Annotated in this window: 16 protein-coding genes; 4 read left to right on the top strand and 12 right to left on the bottom strand. The window is 37.6% G+C overall.

The window, feature by feature from the left end; translation table 11 throughout:
- Window positions 1–47: 47 nt before the first annotated feature.
- Complete coding sequence (locus ACFQZ1_RS02585) at window positions 48–1,277, top strand: aminopeptidase (RefSeq protein ID WP_377880540.1); 1,230 nt, start codon at window positions 48–50, stop codon at window positions 1,275–1,277.
- Window positions 1,278–1,364: 87 nt separating this feature from the next.
- Here ACFQZ1_RS02585 and ACFQZ1_RS02580 read toward each other — a convergent pair whose 3' ends face one another.
- The 12 genes from ACFQZ1_RS02580 to ACFQZ1_RS02525 all read right to left on the bottom strand — a co-directional run bounded on the left by ACFQZ1_RS02580 (window position 1,365) and on the right by ACFQZ1_RS02525 (window position 15,661).
- Window positions 1,365–2,774 (bottom strand): NAD-dependent succinate-semialdehyde dehydrogenase, encoded by a 1,410-nt coding sequence (locus tag ACFQZ1_RS02580; protein WP_377880624.1) that lies wholly within the window; start codon window positions 2,772–2,774, stop codon window positions 1,365–1,367.
- A gap of 110 nt (window positions 2,775–2,884) precedes the next feature.
- Window positions 2,885–4,267, bottom strand: a complete 1,383-nt coding sequence (locus tag ACFQZ1_RS02575) for a sigma-54 interaction domain-containing protein (RefSeq protein WP_377880539.1) — start codon at window positions 4,265–4,267, stop codon at window positions 2,885–2,887.
- Window positions 4,268–4,495: 228 nt separating this feature from the next.
- Window positions 4,496–5,857: a 4-aminobutyrate--2-oxoglutarate transaminase gene (gabT, locus tag ACFQZ1_RS02570; RefSeq protein WP_377880538.1), complete on the bottom strand. Its 1,362-nt coding sequence runs from the start codon at window positions 5,855–5,857 to the stop codon at window positions 4,496–4,498.
- 156 nt (window positions 5,858–6,013) lie between these two features.
- Window positions 6,014–6,769, bottom strand: coding sequence for an HAD family hydrolase (locus ACFQZ1_RS02565; protein WP_377880537.1), 756 nt, complete (start codon window positions 6,767–6,769; stop codon window positions 6,014–6,016).
- Between the two features lie 131 nt (window positions 6,770–6,900).
- Window positions 6,901–7,803, bottom strand: coding sequence for a diacylglycerol kinase (locus ACFQZ1_RS02560; RefSeq protein ID WP_377880536.1), 903 nt, complete (start codon window positions 7,801–7,803; stop codon window positions 6,901–6,903).
- A gap of 384 nt (window positions 7,804–8,187) precedes the next feature.
- Window positions 8,188–9,618, bottom strand: coding sequence for an Asp-tRNA(Asn)/Glu-tRNA(Gln) amidotransferase subunit GatB (gene gatB / locus ACFQZ1_RS02555; protein ID WP_377880535.1), 1,431 nt, complete (start codon window positions 9,616–9,618; stop codon window positions 8,188–8,190).
- A gap of 14 nt (window positions 9,619–9,632) precedes the next feature.
- On the bottom strand, window positions 9,633–11,090 hold the full coding sequence (gene gatA, locus ACFQZ1_RS02550; protein ID WP_377880533.1) for an Asp-tRNA(Asn)/Glu-tRNA(Gln) amidotransferase subunit GatA: 1,458 nt from the start codon (window positions 11,088–11,090) through the stop codon (window positions 9,633–9,635).
- 15 nt (window positions 11,091–11,105) lie between these two features.
- Window positions 11,106–11,396 carry an Asp-tRNA(Asn)/Glu-tRNA(Gln) amidotransferase subunit GatC gene (gene gatC, locus ACFQZ1_RS02545; protein WP_017154187.1) on the bottom strand — a complete coding sequence of 97 codons (291 nt, stop codon included), beginning with the start codon at window positions 11,394–11,396 and terminating at the stop codon, window positions 11,106–11,108.
- A 182-nt stretch (window positions 11,397–11,578) separates the two neighbouring features.
- Window positions 11,579–11,830, bottom strand: coding sequence for a YiaA/YiaB family inner membrane protein (locus ACFQZ1_RS02540; RefSeq protein ID WP_377880532.1), 252 nt, complete (start codon window positions 11,828–11,830; stop codon window positions 11,579–11,581).
- A gap of 254 nt (window positions 11,831–12,084) precedes the next feature.
- The gene (locus ACFQZ1_RS02535) at window positions 12,085–12,501 is read right to left on the bottom strand and encodes a GtrA family protein (protein WP_377880531.1); all 417 of its coding nucleotides are present in this window, start codon (window positions 12,499–12,501) and stop codon (window positions 12,085–12,087) included.
- On the bottom strand, window positions 12,494–13,474 hold the full coding sequence (locus ACFQZ1_RS02530; protein ID WP_377880530.1) for a glycosyltransferase family 2 protein: 981 nt from the start codon (window positions 13,472–13,474) through the stop codon (window positions 12,494–12,496). The genes ACFQZ1_RS02535 and ACFQZ1_RS02530 overlap by 8 nt, the downstream gene beginning before the upstream one ends.
- Window positions 13,475–13,489: 15 nt before the next feature.
- Window positions 13,490–15,661, bottom strand: a complete 2,172-nt coding sequence (locus ACFQZ1_RS02525) for a glycosyltransferase family 39 protein (protein WP_377880529.1) — start codon at window positions 15,659–15,661, stop codon at window positions 13,490–13,492.
- Between the two features lie 241 nt (window positions 15,662–15,902).
- Here ACFQZ1_RS02525 and ACFQZ1_RS02520 point away from each other — a divergent pair, with 241 nt between their 5' ends.
- The 3 genes from ACFQZ1_RS02520 to ACFQZ1_RS02510 all read left to right on the top strand — a co-directional run bounded on the left by ACFQZ1_RS02520 (window position 15,903) and on the right by ACFQZ1_RS02510 (window position 18,886).
- Window positions 15,903–16,589, top strand: a complete 687-nt coding sequence (locus ACFQZ1_RS02520) for a response regulator transcription factor (RefSeq protein WP_377880528.1) — start codon at window positions 15,903–15,905, stop codon at window positions 16,587–16,589.
- Complete coding sequence (locus ACFQZ1_RS02515; protein ID WP_377880527.1) at window positions 16,586–18,088, top strand: sensor histidine kinase; 1,503 nt, start codon at window positions 16,586–16,588, stop codon at window positions 18,086–18,088. The genes ACFQZ1_RS02520 and ACFQZ1_RS02515 overlap by 4 nt, the downstream gene beginning before the upstream one ends.
- A 315-nt stretch (window positions 18,089–18,403) precedes the next feature.
- Entirely contained in the window at window positions 18,404–18,886 is a 483-nt protein-coding gene (locus ACFQZ1_RS02510) for a MarR family winged helix-turn-helix transcriptional regulator (RefSeq protein ID WP_377880525.1), read from the top strand.
- Window positions 18,887–18,929: the final 43 nt, after the last annotated feature.

The following is an 18,929-nucleotide window of genomic DNA, read 5'->3' as shown; positions in this document are numbered from 1 at the left end:
TTCCTGTATTATATTTATAAGAACTATTTATGCAAAGGAGAATATATATGTCATTTGAACAAACGTTAGAAAAGTACGCTGCTCTAGCAGTAAATGTCGGAGTAAATATTCAACCGGGACAAACATTAAGTATTGGCGCGCCAATTGAAGCTGCTCCATTTGTTCGTCTTGTTACAAAGAAAGCTTATGAGTCAGGTGCAAAGCATGTCTATGTCGATTGGGTTGATGAAAATTTAACACGCTTAAAATTCGACTTAGCACCAGAAGAAGCATTTTCTGAATTTCCTGCTTGGAAAGCGCATGCACGCGAAGAACTAGCAAAAGAAGGTGCAGCATTTTTATCCATTTACGCAGAAAACCCTGATTTATTAAAAGGTGTAGATCCAAAGCGCATTGCTAGCGCAAATAGAGCAGCTGGAGAAGCAATGAAAGCAGTTCGCGAATATATGATGGCTGATAAAGTAAGCTGGTGCGTTATTTCTGTTCCAACAACAGAATGGGCAGCAAAAGTGTTCCCTGATGTACCGGAAGAAGAACAAGTAGCAAAATTATGGGATGCAATTTTCCAAGCAACTCGTGCTAATTTAGAAAATCCTGTTCAAGCTTGGAACGAACATAATAGTAACTTACATACGAAAGTAAACAATTTAAACGACAAACACTATAAAGCACTATACTATAAAGGACCAGGCACAGATTTAACAATCGAACTTCCTGAAAAGCATTTATGGGTTGGTGCTGGCAGCGTTAACGAAAAGGATGTACCATTCATGGCAAACATTCCAACAGAAGAAGTATTTACAATGCCTTTAAAAACAGGTGTAAACGGCTATGTAACAAGTAAAAAACCATTAGTTTATGCTGGAAATGTTATCGATAATTTTACGCTTACATTTGAAAACGGCCGCATTGTAGACTTCAAAGCTGAAGTTGGCGAAGAAACATTAAAACATTTAGTCGAATCAGATGAAGGCTCTCATTTCTTAGGAGAAGTTGCATTAGTACCGCATGACTCACCTATTTCGAATACAAATATTTTATTCTACAATACACTATTTGATGAAAATGCATCTTGCCATTTAGCAATCGGTAATGCTTATGCTTTTAACTTAGACGGCGGTAAAACGATGTCTAAAGAAGAACTAGCAGAAAATGGTGCAAACTCTAGTATTACACACGTAGACTTTATGATCGGTTCTGCTGAACTAGATATTGATGGTATTACAGCAGATGGTACACATGAACCAATCTTCCGTAAAGGAAACTGGGCGTTTTAATAAATAAAATAAAAAGAGTCACATCAACGTTTTCGTTGATGTGACTCTTTTTTATTCCTCTATTTTGGGCATTAAGCACCCACTACTTTATAGCCCTAACGAAATATATTTAATTTCTAAGTACTCTTCAATTCCAAAGTAACCGCCTTCACGACCAATACCACTTTCTTTAAATCCGCCAAATGGGGCTTGTGCGACAGATGGAAGACCGTCATTTAAACCAATAATCCCGTATTCCAATGCTTCGCTAATTTGGAATGCTTGGCTAATATTTGTTGTAAAGATATATGCTGCTAAGCCATATGGCGTATTATTTGCACGCTCAATTACCTCTTCAGCTGTTTTAAATTTCGCAACAGGTGCAACCGGTCCAAATGTTTCTTCTGTCATACATAGCATATCATCATGTGCTTCGCCAATTACAGTCGGTTGAACAAAATGACCATTTAATTCTGTGATCTTTTGTCCGCCATTAAGTACCTTTCCACCCTTTTGAATCGCATCTTCTATATGTTCTTGTACTTTTTCAACAGCTGACTCATCAATAAGTGGTCCAACAGTCGTGCCTGCTGCAAAACCGTCACCTACTTTTAGTTCTCCTACAGCTGTTTGGAATTTCTCTACGAAGCTTTCATACACATCTTCTTGAACAAAAACTCGATTCGTACAAATGCACGTTTGACCTGCATTACGGAATTTCGAGCCGATTACTGCTTCTACAGCTTTATCTAAATCTGCATCATTCATTACAATAAACGGTGCATGACCACCTAATTCTAATGAAACTTTTTTCACTGTTTCAGCTGCACCGCGCATCAATTCTTTTCCAATTTCTGTTGATCCAGTAAAAGATACTTTTCTTACGCGCCCGTCATTCATCCATGTATCAGCAATTGCTTTCGCACTTCCTGTTACAATATTTATGACACCTTTTGGAATTTCTGCTTCATGTGCAAGTTCAGCTAATTTTAATGCTGTTAATGGTGTTTGGCTTGCTGGTTTTACAACCGCCGTACATCCCGCTGCTAATGCAGGCGCCACTTTTCTTGTAATCATCGCTGCTGGAAAGTTCCATGGCGTAATTGCTGCAATTACACCAACAGGCTGTTTCGATACAAGAATACGTTTATTCGGATGAGAAGCAGGAATCATGTCTCCATATACACGTTTCCCTTCTTCTGCATACCATTCTACAAAGCTATTCGCATAGTTTACTTCACCAAGCGCTTCCGCGAATGGTTTTCCTTGTTCCTTTGTCATAATAGCTGCAATTTCTTCTTTATGATCATCAATTAATGTGAACCACTTTTTCAATTTGTTCGCACGCTCAGCTGCCGTTAGCTTTGACCAAGTCTTAAACGCTTCATGTGCAGCATCTACCGCTTGCTTTGCTTCAGTTACTCCACCTTTTGGAACAGTAGCAAATACTTCTTGTGTGGCCGGATTGTTAATTTCAATTTGTTCATGTAAATGAACAAATTCCCCATTAATATACATCGCTTTCTTATCTAAATTGATAGCCATTGTTTTTTTATCCAACCTTTTCATCCTCCTTTATATTTACCGTACCAATCACGAAAGAAACATTCAAAGGCAATGGTACTTTTTTAAATTCCTTCTTCTCCGCCAATGAGAAGTTCTTCTCCAACAAACTTTTTAATTTTTCTAGTTGCTGCGGACTGACTAATTTTTAAATTCTCTGCTACTTTGTAGCTTGATTGATGTGCTTTATACGCTTTCACAATAATATTGCGTTCTACTTCCTCTAACATTTCATACAAACCTTTTCCAGATTGTTCAATTGTAGAATTTTGCATAGATAATGGTAAGTCTTCCATGGTAACAAGCTCATCCGTAGTAATAACAACACGTTCCATCACATTTTCTATTTCTCGGTTATTCCCTTCCCAAGGATACTCTAAAAATGCTTGTAATACATACGGAGATAGCTTCACATTACGCCCATACTTCTCATTAAAATGCTGCAAGTAATAATAGACTAGTGGTAAAATATCTTCTTGTCTATCACGTAAAGGAGGAATATAAATCGGAATCACATTAAGGCGGTAATATAAATCCTTTCGAAACGTTCCCTGTTTCACCATTTCTTTCAAATTTCTATTTGTTGCAGCCACAATGCGTACATCTACTTTTTTTAATTCCCTTCCTCCTACTGGGCGGAATGTTTTTTCCTGTAATACTTGTAAAAGCTTCGCTTGAATTTCAAGAGGCATTTCTCCAATTTCATCTAAAAAGAGTGTTCCCTTATGAGCTAGTTCTAAAATCCCTTTTTTCCCTTCACGGTGCGCACCTGTAAAGGAGCCACTTGCATATCCAAACAGTTCAGATTCAATTAAATTTGTTGGCAAAGCCGCACAATTGATCTCATAAAACATTTCATTTTTACGATGGCTAAGTTCATGTAGATGACGTACTAATCTACTTTTTCCAACTCCTGTTTCTCCTAAAACAAGAACCGTACTATCTACTACGGATACTTTTCTTATCGTGTCAACTATCCTCTGCATAACTGCACTTTTAAAAATAAGCCCTTCATGCTCATATGTTTCTCGCAATTCTTTTTTATACGTTTTTAATTGATCCGCCATAGTCTCTACCTTTTTTCGCAATTGATAGAGCTCTGTTAAATCTCGCGAGTAGCTAATAACCCTTCTTAAATTACCGTGGTCATCGAAAACCGGACGTGTTCGAACATGTAAATATTCCCCTGACTTTGTCGTCTGCACTAATTCAATCGGCTTCCCTTTTTCGATAACCTCAAGCGTTGCGGACGGATAAAAAATCCCTTCCTTTTGTAACTCTTTTACACTCTTGCCAATCAATTTTTCTGCTGGTAGCTGGTAATGTCTTTCGCACATGCTGTTGACACGAACAACAATCCCTTTCTCATCTGTTACAAAAATCTCATCAAATGCATGTTCAAATACATCTTTTAAATCCATAAATACTCGTTCCTTTTCCGCCACCATCCCAGTCACTCCCTGAAGTTTAAATATTTTCAAAGTTTTATAACCCTGCTATGATAAAGAGCATTTGAAATATCCTAGATTGATGGGTTTACCTTAGAAGATAAATGATATCCAAATACGTCCAATTTATATAATACTTTGTCATTATTATATAACAGGGAGAACTGGAACAGTTGCAAACAAGTTTTTAAAATGAATATTTTACAGGAAGCTCAATACGCTTATAGCTTATACGTGTGCTTTATCTACTTTTCCATAACAAGCTTGAAGTGATTCTTCAAGAATGTTAAGACCTTCTTCAAGTTGCTCATCTGTAATAACAAGCGGCATTAAAACGCGAACGACATTTCCATATGCCCCTGCCGTTAATAGCAATAAACCTCTCTTATTTGCTTCTGCAGTAAGACTTGCAGCTAACGCTTTATCCGGCTCTTTCGTTACTTTATCTTTTACTAATTCAAAGGCACACATTGCTCCTAATCCGCGAACATCACCAATGCATTCATATTTTTCAGCCATTTGATGGAAACGATCCATTACTACTTTCCCAATATGCACAGCACGTTCATTTAAATTTTCCTTCTCCATTACTTCAAGAACAGCTAATGCAGCACTGCATCCTAATGGACTTCCAGCATACGTTCCGCCTAATTCACCAGGTGCAGCCTCATCCATTACTTCTTTTCGGCCAATTACACCACTAATTGGTACACCTGCTCCTAGTGATTTAGACACAGTAATTAAATCTGGTACTACATCATAATGATCAATAGCAAAATATTTACCCGTACGGCCAAATCCTGTTTGAATTTCATCAGCAACAAACAAAATGCCGTGTTCAGCACATAAACGATGTACTTCTTTCACAAACTTTTTACCAGGAACGATAAAGCCGCCTTCCCCTTGTACAGGCTCCATCACAACAGCTGCAATACTTTCTGGCGCAACCTCTGTGATTAAGAAGTTTTTGAACTCTTCAATGATAAAATCTTCATATTGTTCTTCTGTTAGTCCAGCTGGACGGCGATATTCGTAAGGGAATGGAGCTTTATAAACCTCTGGTGCAAACGGACCAAATCCATCCTTATATGGCTTTACTTTACTTGTCATTGTCATCGTCATTAATGTACGGCCATGAAACCCTTTTGAAAATGCAATAATTCCTGTTCGCTTCGTATACTTACGAGCAATTTTCACTGCATTTTCAACAGCTTCAGCTCCGCTGTTTAAAAACAATACTTTTTTATCAAAAGCACCTGGCGCTAACGCAGCTAGTTTTTCTGCCAATTCAATATACGATTCATACATCATTACGTTAAAACCAGTATGGATATATTGATCGATTTGCTTATGAAGAGCTTCTGTAACAGTCGGGTGACAATGTCCGACGTTGATTGTACCGATCGCCCCAGCAAAATCGATAAATTGATTTCCATCCACATCTGTAACAAGCGCCCCGTGAGCCGATTGTACAAATGTTTGAATTCCATTACTTACTCCTCTTGGTACGATATTTTGGCGGCGTTCAAATAATGGAGCTGCTTTTGAACCCGGAATAGTTTGATTAACTTTAGCAAAATTTGTTTTCATTGTATATTCCACCTCTTTTAGTGATTTGCTTTTTATAATGCAAAATGCATGCCAACTTTAAAGCACACTGTACTCCTATATTTCTATAGATTTTGGCACAAAAAATAAGTCTATAAAGACTCAAAACGAGTCTTTATAGACTTACCTGAAAGATTTCTATCTATTTTCAATGAATTTTTCCGTTTCATTCCATACTAACTTACCAGAATCAGAAATCAACTCTCCTACAGATGGCAACAATATGTCAGCTAGTGGCGCTAACGTTTCTTGATCACCTGTTCCTGAAAGAACACCAATCGCATAACCCGCTCCGCTATTTTGAGCTAAATGCATATCTGTTGGTGTATCTCCTACAATCACAACTTCAGAAGGATGCAGTTGAAACCGGTCACAAAACGCGTCTACAATTTGCTTATTTGGCTTTTGCGCTGGAAATGTATCTGACGTTACGATAAATTCAAAAAACGATTGTAGTTGATATTGCTGTAAAAATAACTGCGTAGGTTCATAATCGTCTGCTGTGACAACACCGAGAATATACCCTTGTTCTCTTAATTTTGTTAGTAGTTTTGGTAAATCCGCTGTCATTTTCATATGCGCACGCTGTACATACATAAAGGAGAATAACTTTTCACTTATCCATTCTCGCATTTCAGGTGCAGAAATGGATGGCACATACTGACAAAAGATATATGCTAAGTCCATACTTGTTCCCGCAGCCAATACACTATGCGGATTCACAAACATTTCTTCTACGCCAATCTCTTTCAGCAACGTTGTTTGTAACGTTGTAGGTAGTTTATATGTTCGAATTAGCTCTGCAACAACTTCCTCTGCAACTTTTACCCAAATGGAATGAAAATCCATTAATGTACCATCTTTATCAAATAAAATTGCTTTCATTTCCCCCATAACCTCCTACCTTCCCTTTGTTACTCACCTTTATTGTAACAATGGAATATATATGAACTATGAAGGAATTGTAAAGATACAATAAAGAAACAACAAAACACCAATTTACACTCTTTACAAAAAACTACCTTTTACAAGGTAGTTTCTTTTTGTTCTGGAATGAATAATTCCAAACAGTGATACACATTTTCAAACTCCATCGGTGCATCCCCGCCGTATTCACCATCTAAATTAATCATTAATTTTTCTGTTGAATGTACTTTAATTCGATTTGCTTGTGTATATAATACTTTCGGATTATTTATATGCTCACCGCGCTGCGCTTGTGACGCTGCTTTTATTAAATCCGCAATCGATCCTTTTTTTAATATTAACAAATCAAATAAACCATCATTAATTGATGCATACGGTGCTACTTTTTCAAAACCGCCAACAGATCGTGTATTTGTAATTAAAAACATTGTAATTTCTTCTTGCAGCATTTTGCCATCATACTCAATTTCTACATATGTCGGATGTAAAGATGGTAGCATTTCAATACCTTTTAAATAATATGCAAGTTGTCCGAGTACTGTTTTTAATTTACTTGGCACTTCGTATGTTAATTCTGTAATACGGCCACCACCAGCAATATTAATAAAATATGTATCATTTGCTCTTCCAAGATCAAGAGGTACCGTTTGACCCGCACAAATGATATCAACAGCTTCTTCGATTGAACGAGGTACACCAATCGCCCGGGCAAAGTCATTTGTCGTTCCAACTGGAATAATTCCAAACTTCGGGCGATGGTCATTACCCACTAACCCATTCACCACTTCATTTAGCGTACCGTCACCACCGGCTGCAATCACAACATCAAACTTACGCTCTGCCGCTTGCCTCGCTGCCACAGTCGCATCTCCAGGGCCTGTCGTCGCATGACATGATGCTTCATACCCTGCTTTCTCTAACTTTTGTAGTACTTCTGGTAAGTTTTTCTTAAATAACTCGCGACCAGAAGTTGGATTATAAATAATTCTTGCACGTTTCATATAACATTAGCACAGGAAAACCCTCATTCATCAAAAAGGGAAAGGAATAGCCGCCAAGCATTTGCTTAGCATTCCTATGCATACCCTCCTCTCAATTCTACATATACTTCCTTAAACCTAACAAAGCATATAGTTTCATTGTTAACACTAAATCAACATTTATTTCATATCATATCATGAAAAAATTACCTCTAGATTTAGATTTATCATTATTACAACCTTTTTGCAACTATCATACCATACTTAACTGACGGCTTTTTTCTTATATTTGTCAGTTAATCAAACGTTTGTTTAAACGAAATATTATTTAAACAAACGTTTGATTAACTCAGAAAAACACCCATATTTGGGTGTTTTTCTGTTTAATCTTTGGTGTTTTCCAGCTTATCGTTTATTAATCTCTTCAAGTAAGATTTTATTAACAAGCGGTGGATTTGCCTGTCCTTTTGTTGCTTTCATAATTTGACCAACTAAGAAACCAATTGCACGATCTTTACCGTTTTTGAAATCTTCAATAGACTGTTCGTTATTATCAAGAATTTCGGTTACGATTTTACGAAGCGCTCCTTCGTCCGAAATTTGAACAAGACCTTTTGCTTTTACGATTTCTTCTGGGTCTCCACCATTTTCAATTAACTCGTTAAATACTTTTTTCGCAATTTTAGACGAAATTGTACCTTTTTCAATTAATTGAATCATTTTAGATAAACCAGCTGGTGTTAATGCTACGTCTTTTAATTCTTTTTGTTGTTTGTTTAAGTATGCTAATACTTCACCCATTAACCAGTTTGATGTTAATTTCGCGTCTGCACCATCTACAACTGTTGCTTCAAAGAAATCAGACATCTCTTTCGTTAATGTTAATACGTGTGCATCGTAAGCTGGTAAGCCAAGCTCTTCAACATAACGTACTTTACGAGCATCTGGAAGTTCAGGAATAGAAGCACGAACACGTTCTTTCCACTCATCATCGATGTAAAGTTCAACTAAATCCGGCTCTGGGAAGTAACGGTAATCGTCAGATCCTTCTTTTACACGCATTAAGATTGTTTTCTTCGTTGCTTCATCATAACGACGTGTTTCTTGTTGGATGATACCACCAGATAATAGTTCTTTTTCTTGACGTGCCTGTTCAAACTCAAGACCTTTTTGTACGTAAGTGAAAGAGTTTAAGTTTTTCAGTTCTGCTTTTGTACCGAACTTTTCTTGTCCAACTGGACGAAGCGAAATGTTCGCATCACAGCGAAGAGAACCCTCTTCCATCTTACAATCAGATACGCCTGTATATTGAATGATTGATTTTAGTTTTTCTAAGTAAGCATATGCTTCTTCTGGTGTACGCATATCTGGCTCAGATACGATTTCAATTAATGGCATACCTTGGCGGTTGTAGTCTACTAGGGAGTATCCTTCGCTTGTATGCGTTGATTTCCCTGCGTCTTCTTCTAAATGAAGACGTGTAATACCGATGCGTTTCTTTTTACCATCTACTTCAATTTCAATCCAACCATTTTCTCCAATTGGTTTATCATATTGAGAAATTTGGTACGCTTTCGGGTTATCTGGATAGAAATAGTTTTTACGGTCAAATTTTGTTTCTGTTGCGATCTCACAGTTTAATGCCATCGCAGCTTTCATTGCAAAGTTAACTGCTTCTTTATTTAGAGTTGGAAGCACCCCAGGATATCCTAAGTCAATTACACTTGTTTGTGTATTTGGATCCGCTCCGAATTCTGTTGGACTCGCAGAGAAAATTTTCGAATTTGTTTTTAACTCAACGTGAACCTCTAAACCGATAATTGTTTCAAAATTCATCTATGCTCGCCTCCTTACAGACTTGCTTTTTTTGTATGATAATCTGTTACTTTCTCGAACGCATGTGCAACGCGATAAATTGTTGCTTCATCGAAGTGTTTACCGATAATTTGTAGTCCAAGTGGCATGTTGTTTGCGCCGAATCCACATGGAACAGAAATTGCTGGAACACCTGCTAAGTTTACTGGGATTGTTAAAATGTCGTTTGCATACATTGTCATTGGATCATCGATTTTTTCGCCCACTTTAAACGCTGGAGTTGGCGTTGTTGGTCCGATAATAACATCATAGTTTGCAAATACATTTTCAAAGTCATTTTTAATTAATGTACGTACTTGTTGTGCTTTTTTGTAATATGCATCATAGTAACCAGAGCTAAGAGCAAATGTACCAAGCATAATACGACGTTTTACTTCATCACCGAAGCCTTCGCTGCGTGTATTCTTATAAAGATCCATTAAGTTATTCACATTATCAGAACGAACGCCGTAACGTACGCCATCAAAACGTGAAAGGTTAGCAGACGCTTCAGAAGAAGAAATTAAATAGTATGTTGCTAATGCATATTTAGAGTGTGGAAGTGAAACTTCTTCCCAAGTCGCACCCATGCCTTCTAACACTTTTAAAGCAGCTAGTACGGACTCACGAGCCTCTTCGCCAACACCTTCACCTAAATATTCTTTTGGTACAGCAATACGTAAGCCTTTTACATCACCTGTTAAACCAGCTAAGTAGTTACCAACTTCAATGTTTGCAGAAGTTGTATCCATGCGGTCAACACCTGAAATAGCTTGCAGTAAGTATGCATTGTCTTCTACTGTACGTGTAATCGGTCCAATTTGGTCAAGTGAAGATGCAAATGCAACTAAACCAAAGCGAGATACACGACCATATGTTGGTTTTAAACCAACAACGCCGCAATATGCAGCTGGTTGACGGATCGAACCACCTGTATCAGAACCTAAAGAGAATAATACTTCTCCTGCCGCTACTGCTGCTGCAGAACCACCGCTAGATCCACCTGGAACATAATCTAAGTTCCATGGGTTCTTTGTTGCATAAAAACCAGAGTTTTCATTAGAAGAACCCATTGCAAACTCGTCCATGTTTAATTTACCGATTGTAATTGTGTCAGCAGCGTTTAGCTTTTGCACAACTGTTGCATCGTAAATTGGATCAAAGTTTGCTAATATTTTACTCGCACACGTTGTACGAAGACCTTTTGTTACAATGTTATCTTTTACACCAATTGGCATACCAAATAGTAAACCGTTATCTTCAGCGCCTAATTTCGCATCTAATTCTTTCGCTTTTGCACGTGCATTTTCTTCATCTAATGTAAGAAAAGCTTTTACGTTATCTTCAACATCCGCAATACGTTTGTAAGATTCGTCTACTAAATCCGTAACGGAAATTTCTTTGCTTTGTAATTTCTTATGTAACTCTGATACAGAATGATCAAATAATGACATCGAAATTCCCCTCCTCTATTCTAAAACTGCTGGAACACGGATTTGATTATCTTTGTGATCCGGTGCATTTTTTAATACTTCTTCAACTGGTAAACCTTTTTCAGGTACATCTTCACGCATAATATTCTTCATATCTAGTACATGAGTTGTTGGTTTTACGTTTGTTGTATCTAATTCATTTAACTGCTCAGCAAATGTAACAATTGCATCGAGTTGTTTTTGAAATTTTTCTGCTTCTTGATCTGTAATTGCAAGACGTGCTAAATGCGCAACATGCTTTACATTCTCAACGGAAATTCTTGACACGGCTAGGCCACCTCCATAATATATCGTACAATCTACAATACTATTGATGATACCAAATTTTCAGTAGTTCAAGCAAGTGAACACAGCACACTTCACTCATTTTTGAACAAAAAAAGAAAGGCTTTCGCCTCTCTTATCAACTTGCTATATAAAATTCCATTAACATTAAACAGAATCTGTTCTTACTTCTCAATTGTTTCTTTTTTGGAAACTGGTTCAGCATGGATGTTGTTTGCATTATCTTCCTCATTATCACGAATTGTTTTTTGCAGTACAAAACAAGACATTGTTAAAAATAATGTTCCTATTAAATAGTATCCTTTTACACTAAGTGGTTCATCTAGCGTATAAATACCAATTAACATTCCAGAAAGCGCACAAACGAAAGATGTCCATGCTAAAAACGTGAACGCTTGCGTATTTCTTTTCCTCATTGTTCTCCCCCTTGTTAGCTGACATTTATAATAGGTACATACATTACTATTCCTATTATGGATTTTTATGTAAAATAATCTCCTCTTTTTATTACTCTATCACACACATTTCCCATTATAAAGCGTATTTTTTGTATAATCTGAAGAAATAAAAAGATAATTACTTTATACATTTTCAACTAAACATAGAATGAAAAGCAATTTGAAGAATGCAAAAAACAGGTGCCTGGATCGGCTGTCAAAATAGCTGTTTTTTAATTTTCATTGGGTCCCACTTCTTTATTGCAAGAAACACGGAACACCCAATATCGGCTTCCTATGAAATTTATTAAACTACCAATCAATGTTGCAGTCACTTTAGAAACAGCCAAAGACTGCTCTAAAGTGTCATGCATACCACTTAGTATTAGAGATACTACAACAAGACTTAAAAGATTCACGCATATAAATTTCAATGGTTCTTTTACAACTTGTTTTCTTCCCTTTTGTTGGAACGTCCATCGTCTGTTAAGTAAGTAACTACTCGCTACGCCACAACTATAAGATATCCACTGTGCCAATAAAAACGGTACCTCCTCCTTGACCAGCAGTGTAAAAATCATTATATCGATACCAGTATTAAGCACACCCACTGCCAAGAATTTCAAAACTTGTATCAAACTCTTATTCATACACTACCTCATGGTTCGTGATTGACTTTTCCTTTATCTGTTCCCCATAAAATTCTCGGACAATATATAAAGGTCTTCCTTTTGTTTCATCGTAAATCCGCCCAATATATTCACCGATAATCCCTAGCATAAATAACATAAAACCGTTAAAAATTAGCATAATACTAATTATAGAAGGCCAGCCTTTCATGGTTGCCTCAGTAAATATAGTAAGATATAGAACATACATAAGATATAGGAAACCCGACCCAGATAGAAGCAATCCGGAATAAATCGCCAACTTCAACGGCTTATAAGAGAAGGAAAGAATTCCATCCAAGCATAGCTTTATCATTCGCTTAAGAGGATATTTGGTTTCACCTGCCATCCTTTCATCTCGAACATATTCAACTGCAGTTTGACGAAATCCGACCCAACTGACTAATCCTCGTACAAACCTATTATTCTCATTTATCCGTTTCATTTCTTTACATACCTTTTGGTCCATAAGACGAAAATCTCCAGTATCCACTGGTATATCGATATCGGTGGAAGCGCGAAGCACGCGATAAAACGTGCTTGCCGACCACTTTTTAAACCATGTTTCACCCTTACGCTTGATTCGTTTTGCGTAGACTACTTCATAACCTTCCTTCCATTTTTCAATCATTTGCAAAATTAATTCAGGTGGATCCTGTAAATCAGCGTCAATGATAATAACCGCATCCCCTTTTGCATAATCCACGCCAGCTGTAATTGCAATCTGATGACCAAAATTCCGGGAAAAATCAATGAGCTTTACTGTTTTATCCCCTCTAGCAAAGTCCTTTATAATATCAGCACATTTGTCTTGACTCCCATCGTTAATGAACAATAACTCATACGTATCATTCGTATCCTTCATGACCTTTTTCAGTCTTCGATAAGTTTCTTCAATAACTGCTTCTTCGTTATACATGGGGATTATAATCGAATAGCATACATTGTTTCTCATTCTTGTTCTACTCCTTTACAATGTTACTTTATATAAAGTGTTTGAGCGCCCAGGACCACCCATATTCCCTCTTTCCTTGTCGCTATTTTGCATTGTCTGCCACTCTTCAGATGGAATTTTCTCACCATATTCCTGAATCCACTTTGTCGCTTCAGAACTTCCGCGTCGCATCCCTTCATCTGAAATGAGGAAGTATTTCACTTTTCCACTTGATACTAATTTCTTTAATTCTTCAACGGTATAAACCGGATCAGAACCGGAAAATCCACCCATTATTATGACGGACTCCCCTTTGTCTATCATGTAAGGGGCTGCAGTTTGATAGCTTGTTGTAGCAAACAAATATTGTTCACCAGTATTGTTTTTCTTTAAGTATGACAAAGTTTTACTATCTAAACTCTCGCTACCCATTCCTGCTTGCTTGTTTCTTAGCATTCCTGAAGGTTGCCCGCTAGCCATTGAAACTTTCATACGATTTTCTGATGAAGTATTAGATCCATCAGCATAATCTTGTTCGGCTAGAAGTTCACCACTGCCAGGTCCTCCTTGTCCATTCAATCTAGGCATCACTCCCCCCGGGAAACCACCCATATTACCTTTACCATCTGCCGAGCTCGGTCCCGCCTGTGGTAACATACTGTTTCCACCATACGTAATTGGCGTAGCAGCCCAATACAATGGTCCAATCAGCAGTATAGGCAATCCTGCAATGCTTGCCGCAAGAGGTAACTTTACCTTTCTATACTTAAACAAAACAAGCACTAGAGCAAAGATTATTCCTGCAGACGCTATACCAATAGACCACCCAGCCCCAATTACATCATCATAAGGGTGGATAATGTACCATTGGAATCCCGCTGTTCCTACAACTGCTGCCGGCAATAACCAGGATTTCCAGCCGGCATTGTTTTTGTAATCCTCAAAAAGCTGTGTCCAACCGGATCCAAACAGAGCTGCAATAGGAGCTGCAAGCATAATCAGATAATAATGATGGAAGAAACCTGCAATACTGAAGAATCCCATCGCCGGGATTAACCATACAAGCCAAAAGACTGTTTCTTTATGCTTCAACGTTATATTGTTTCTTCGTAAACCAGCTAGTAAGCTGATACTAGCGATAGCAACAAACGGAAGAAGCCAACTAGCCTGACCAGACAATTCAGACTGGAACAGACGGAATAACCCTTTCTCACCAGTTCCAAAATTACCGCCTATCTTGCCGCCTGGACCGCCATTATTACCTCCGGGTGGGCCACCTCTTTGAACGCCTTGAATATTATCATCTCCGTTTATTGGAGCAACTCCATTTTCAGTGTTATCGTTCTGCTTCGCCTCATTGTTATCTTGAGGTGGTTGCTGTTGATTGTCCACACCGGGTGCTCCCCCGCCGCCTCCTTGATTTCCTGTAAGACGCGAAATTCCATTGTAACCAAACGCTAATTCTAGAACTGAGTTTGTCTGACTGCTACCAACATAAGGACGCTTATCTTTAGGAATAGCATCCACAATAACTGCCCATGAAAGAGAAATAACAAGCATGATAACTGTTGCCGCAGAGAGTAAACCAATCTTTTTCTTCCAGTTTACTTTGGCAGCCCAAACATAGAAGACATAAAAAGCCGGAAGTACCATATAAGCCTGTAGCATCTTCATATTGAAGGCCAAACCTATTACCGCAAAGGCACCAAAGAGACTCCAAATGCTACTACGCTTCACGCTTTTAAATAAAAGCCAAGTAGCTATCAAGAGGGTAAATACGAGCATACTATCAATATTATTTGTGCGGCTCACTGCCGCTGCAATTGGCGTACATGCAAAAGCTAAAGCACCAAGTCGTGCAGCAGCTAAACCGAAAGATGGTTTTACTAAAAAATAAATGAGCAGTACTGAACCCACCCCAGCCAATGCCTGAGGAAGAATCACACTCCAACCGTGCAAACCAAAAATATAAGCACTTATCGTTTGAATCCAAAATGTAACGGGTGGTTTATCTACTGTTACAGATCCTGCTGAATCGAGAGAACCGAAAAAGAAATTATGAAAGTTTTGCAACATACTTGCTACCGCAGTTGTATAGTAAGTATTTGCGTATTGATCGGTCCAAATGTTATATCCATTTAAAAAGACTGCCAATAAAACTATTAATATTAAAGGCATATCTAATCGTTCTTTTAATCGTGAAAACATGATATTACAACTCCTTCATCATTTTATATTTTGAACTAGGCCATGGCTGCATTATCATCCTTTCACCTGAAGTGGACTTGAATATAAGCTGAAAGTTTCCTGAACACGTAAAATCCTTTTAATATTAAGGATTAAGTAAGGAGAAATAAAAAATTTTCACTACTAATTCAGACTACTTTCAGCAAATTTTCAGCATAATCGTAGATAATAGTAATAATTACAGACAGGAGGCGTGAAAAAGATGCACTCTCTTAAGGGAATTAAAATACTGTTAGTAGATGACGAACCACACATTTTACAATTTTTAGAAATAGGATTAATGAATGAAGGATATGAAGTAAAGAAAGCTACTGATGGGATAAGCGCTATTAACTTGGCACAAGAATTTCAGCCGCATGTAGCAATCTTAGATGTAATGATGCCCGGCATCGACGGGTTTGAAGTGTGTCGTATGATTAAAAAGAGCGGTTCTCACACTTCCGTTATCATGCTTACTGCAAAAGACGAAGTGGATGATCGGGTAAAGGGACTAACGTTAGGAGCAGATGATTATGTCATAAAGCCATTCAGCTTCGAGGAATTACTCGCTCGTATACATGCTCGTCTTCGCAATCAATTTCCAAATCTATTCGGAGAGGTCATTTATGGCCCATTTAAAGTGGATGATCGTAGGAAAGAGTTACTATTTAACAGCAAAATATTAGAACTTTCCCCAACGGAATATGAGCTTCTTAAATACATTGTAATCAACCATGGAATTGTATTGAGCAAGGGAATGATACTCGATAAGGTATGGGGCTATGATTTTCAAGGAGATGAAAATATTGTAGAGGTGTATATTCGCTCGCTCCGAGAAAAATTAAAAGATAAGGAACACCGACTTATTCGCACGATTAGAGGAGCGGGTTACCGTGTGGATTTACCATGATTAGACGTATTACTTCTTTTATAAAAAAGGTGCTTTTGCCTCGCTCTCTGCGCCTTCAACTCCTAACGCGAACATTATTTATTTTATCTCTTATTCTTTTGAGTATTGGTCTTTTGCAATATTGGGTGATGAAAAACTTTCTATATAACAATGAAGCTGAAACGTTAAAGGCAAAGCTAATGTCTTTACCGCCAGAAATAGATTTACTTCCCTTTGATTCACAAAATAAAGTAGAAAACCATCCTGAACCTAACAAACCAAAATTCCTGTTTTCACAAGATATTTCACTTGCAGCTATCAGGAAAGATGGTAGTTATAAAGATTTAGCAAGGAACACTGGAATGTCCTCTCCAAAGCTTTCAAACGAGGATTATACAAAAATATTTGAGCAATTCTCAAACCACAAACGAATCGACTATAGAGTGGTACATAATAAGGAAGGAACCGAACAGTTAGTAGTGTTCAGACCAATTGGAGGTACTCCTGCTGGTCCGGATCACAATTTAAATCAAGCTCCTGATTATATGATTCAAATTGGAACGGATACCGGTCCCTTACGTGCTGTTCTATTTCAACAACTGCTCACGTTCATTGTTCTATCTGGACTAGCTCTAATTGCTGGCTTAGCACTATATTTACCAGTTTTAAAAAAAACACTTGTCCCTCTTTCTAACATTGTAAATGCAGTGAAGAATACAAATGCAGGCAATTTAGCTGAGCGCCTACCTACACACCAAGGGCAAGAGGAAATTGACCGTTTATCAGAAACGTATAACGGCATGCTAGAGCGATTGGAAGCATCCTTTGAACATGAAAGAGAAACAAAAGAGCAAATGAGGCGCTTTATCGCTGACGCTTCTCACGAACTAAGGACACCGCTTACGTCAATTCATGGTTTCTTAGAAGTGTTATTGCGAGGTGCAGCAGATCGTCCTGAGCAGCTCTATAATGCTTTAAATAGTATGCATGGCGAATCAAAGCGCATCATCAAGCTAGTAGAAGACTTATTATTTCTTGCAAAGATGGACCGCGAACCCGGGCTACATGTATCAGAAACCAATCTTACTAAACTTATTCAGCAGATGGAGCCACAATTAAGCGTTTTGGGAGGCGACCGAAAGATAACATATGATCTAACAGAAGGTATAAAAGGAGATTATGATACCGATAAAATCAAACAAGTGATCTTAAACTTATTTCACAATGCAGTTCAACACACCGACCCCATTACGGGAAAAATAACAATCTCTTTAATGGTCCTGGACAATCAAGCGGAACTTTCAGTCCAGGATAATGGTTCCGGTATAAAGGCCGAAAACCTTTCCTATATATTTGACCGTTTTTATCGAATAGATAGCTCTCGAACAAGACAGTACGGCGGAGCTGGTCTAGGTCTCGCTATTACACAAACTATTGTTCATGCACATGGCGGAACAGTAGTTGTAAAGAGTAAAGTTGGAGAAGGAACTACATTTTTTGTTTATCTTCCGTTAACATAAGCCATCGCTATTCTTTTTAAAGTTATAATCTGTTATGAAAAAAGGAGAGAACCACGGCTCTCTCCTTTTTCTAAAACGTATCTTAACTCTTATGAAGAATAACCCATTCATAGTACTCATACTTTTCCATTGAATTGAACCAACCTGCGATGAAATGTCATACAAAGTATCTCTTTCTCTCTTATTGCTTTAGCACATAAAAAATCTCCTTATAAGTAGACTAAAAAATCTAAATAAACATTTGACATTTATTCCTATCCAACATAGAATGATAATAAATATTACGAACCTCGAAATATACGGGAGTGGAAATAATTGCTGCAATATGAACACTTTTTAGACTTACTGCTCGATAACGCCAAGAAGCTTTTCTATCCAGAAGAATGGGTAAGCCTTGATTTATCACTTTCAAAAACAGAAGTATTCTGTCTGCTATGGATGGAGCGAAATACAGACATTACGATGAGCAAAATTACAGAACTTCTTGATATTCCAATGAGTACAACGACAGGTGTCGTCAATCGTCTCGTAAAAAAAGGATATATTGAACGCTACCGAAGTGAAAGTGATCGTCGTATTGTATTAATTCGTTTAACAGAAACTGGTATAAGGCTTGTAGAAGAAGTAAAGCAAAATGCTGCTCATTATTTTAATCTTGTAACTGAAGCACTATCAGAAGAAGAAAAAGCATTTTTACTGCAAATCTTCCAAAAAATAATGAATCACATCGCTACGTCACAACAAAAACCAGAAGAAAAACTTACTTCACCTAAAATGAAAAACATTCCGATTGAATAGGCCCCATTGCGGGTTTTTATTCAAACACATATTTCGACTCTCG

Source organism: Bacillus sp. CGMCC 1.60114, assembly GCF_042676365.1.
GTDB classification, from domain to species: domain Bacteria; phylum Bacillota; class Bacilli; order Bacillales; family Bacillaceae_G; genus Bacillus_A; species Bacillus_A rhizoplanae_A.
The sequence above is the reverse complement of the archived record's forward strand: the minus strand, read 5'-3'. Positions and strand labels throughout refer to the sequence as shown.

Bases quoted from the DNA above. Each gene is read 5' to 3' on its own strand.
- ACFQZ1_RS02585 (WP_377880540.1), top strand. From the start codon at position 48: ATGTCATTTGAACAAACGTTAGAAAAGTACGCTGCTCTAGCAGTAAAT.
- ACFQZ1_RS02580 (WP_377880624.1), bottom strand. From the start codon at position 2,774: ATGTATATTAATGGGGAATTTGTTCATTTACATGAACAAATTGAAATT.
- ACFQZ1_RS02575 (WP_377880539.1), bottom strand. From the start codon at position 4,267: ATGGTGGCGGAAAAGGAACGAGTATTTATGGATTTAAAAGATGTATTT.
- gabT (WP_377880538.1), bottom strand. From the start codon at position 5,857: ATGAAAACAAATTTTGCTAAAGTTAATCAAACTATTCCGGGTTCAAAA.
- ACFQZ1_RS02565 (WP_377880537.1), bottom strand. From the start codon at position 6,769: ATGGGGGAAATGAAAGCAATTTTATTTGATAAAGATGGTACATTAATG.
- ACFQZ1_RS02560 (WP_377880536.1), bottom strand. From the start codon at position 7,803: ATGAAACGTGCAAGAATTATTTATAATCCAACTTCTGGTCGCGAGTTA.
- gatB (WP_377880535.1), bottom strand. From the start codon at position 9,618: ATGAATTTTGAAACAATTATCGGTTTAGAGGTTCACGTTGAGTTAAAA.
- gatA (WP_377880533.1), bottom strand. From the start codon at position 11,090: ATGTCATTATTTGATCATTCTGTATCAGAGTTACATAAGAAATTACAA.
- ACFQZ1_RS02540 (WP_377880532.1), bottom strand. From the start codon at position 11,830: ATGAGGAAAAGAAATACGCAAGCGTTCACGTTTTTAGCATGGACATCT.
- ACFQZ1_RS02535 (WP_377880531.1), bottom strand. From the start codon at position 12,501: ATGAATAAGAGTTTGATACAAGTTTTGAAATTCTTGGCAGTGGGTGTG.
- ACFQZ1_RS02530 (WP_377880530.1), bottom strand. From the start codon at position 13,474: ATGAGAAACAATGTATGCTATTCGATTATAATCCCCATGTATAACGAA.
- ACFQZ1_RS02525 (WP_377880529.1), bottom strand. From the start codon at position 15,661: ATGTTTTCACGATTAAAAGAACGATTAGATATGCCTTTAATATTAATA.
- ACFQZ1_RS02520 (WP_377880528.1), top strand. From the start codon at position 15,903: ATGCACTCTCTTAAGGGAATTAAAATACTGTTAGTAGATGACGAACCA.
- ACFQZ1_RS02515 (WP_377880527.1), top strand. From the start codon at position 16,586: ATGATTAGACGTATTACTTCTTTTATAAAAAAGGTGCTTTTGCCTCGC.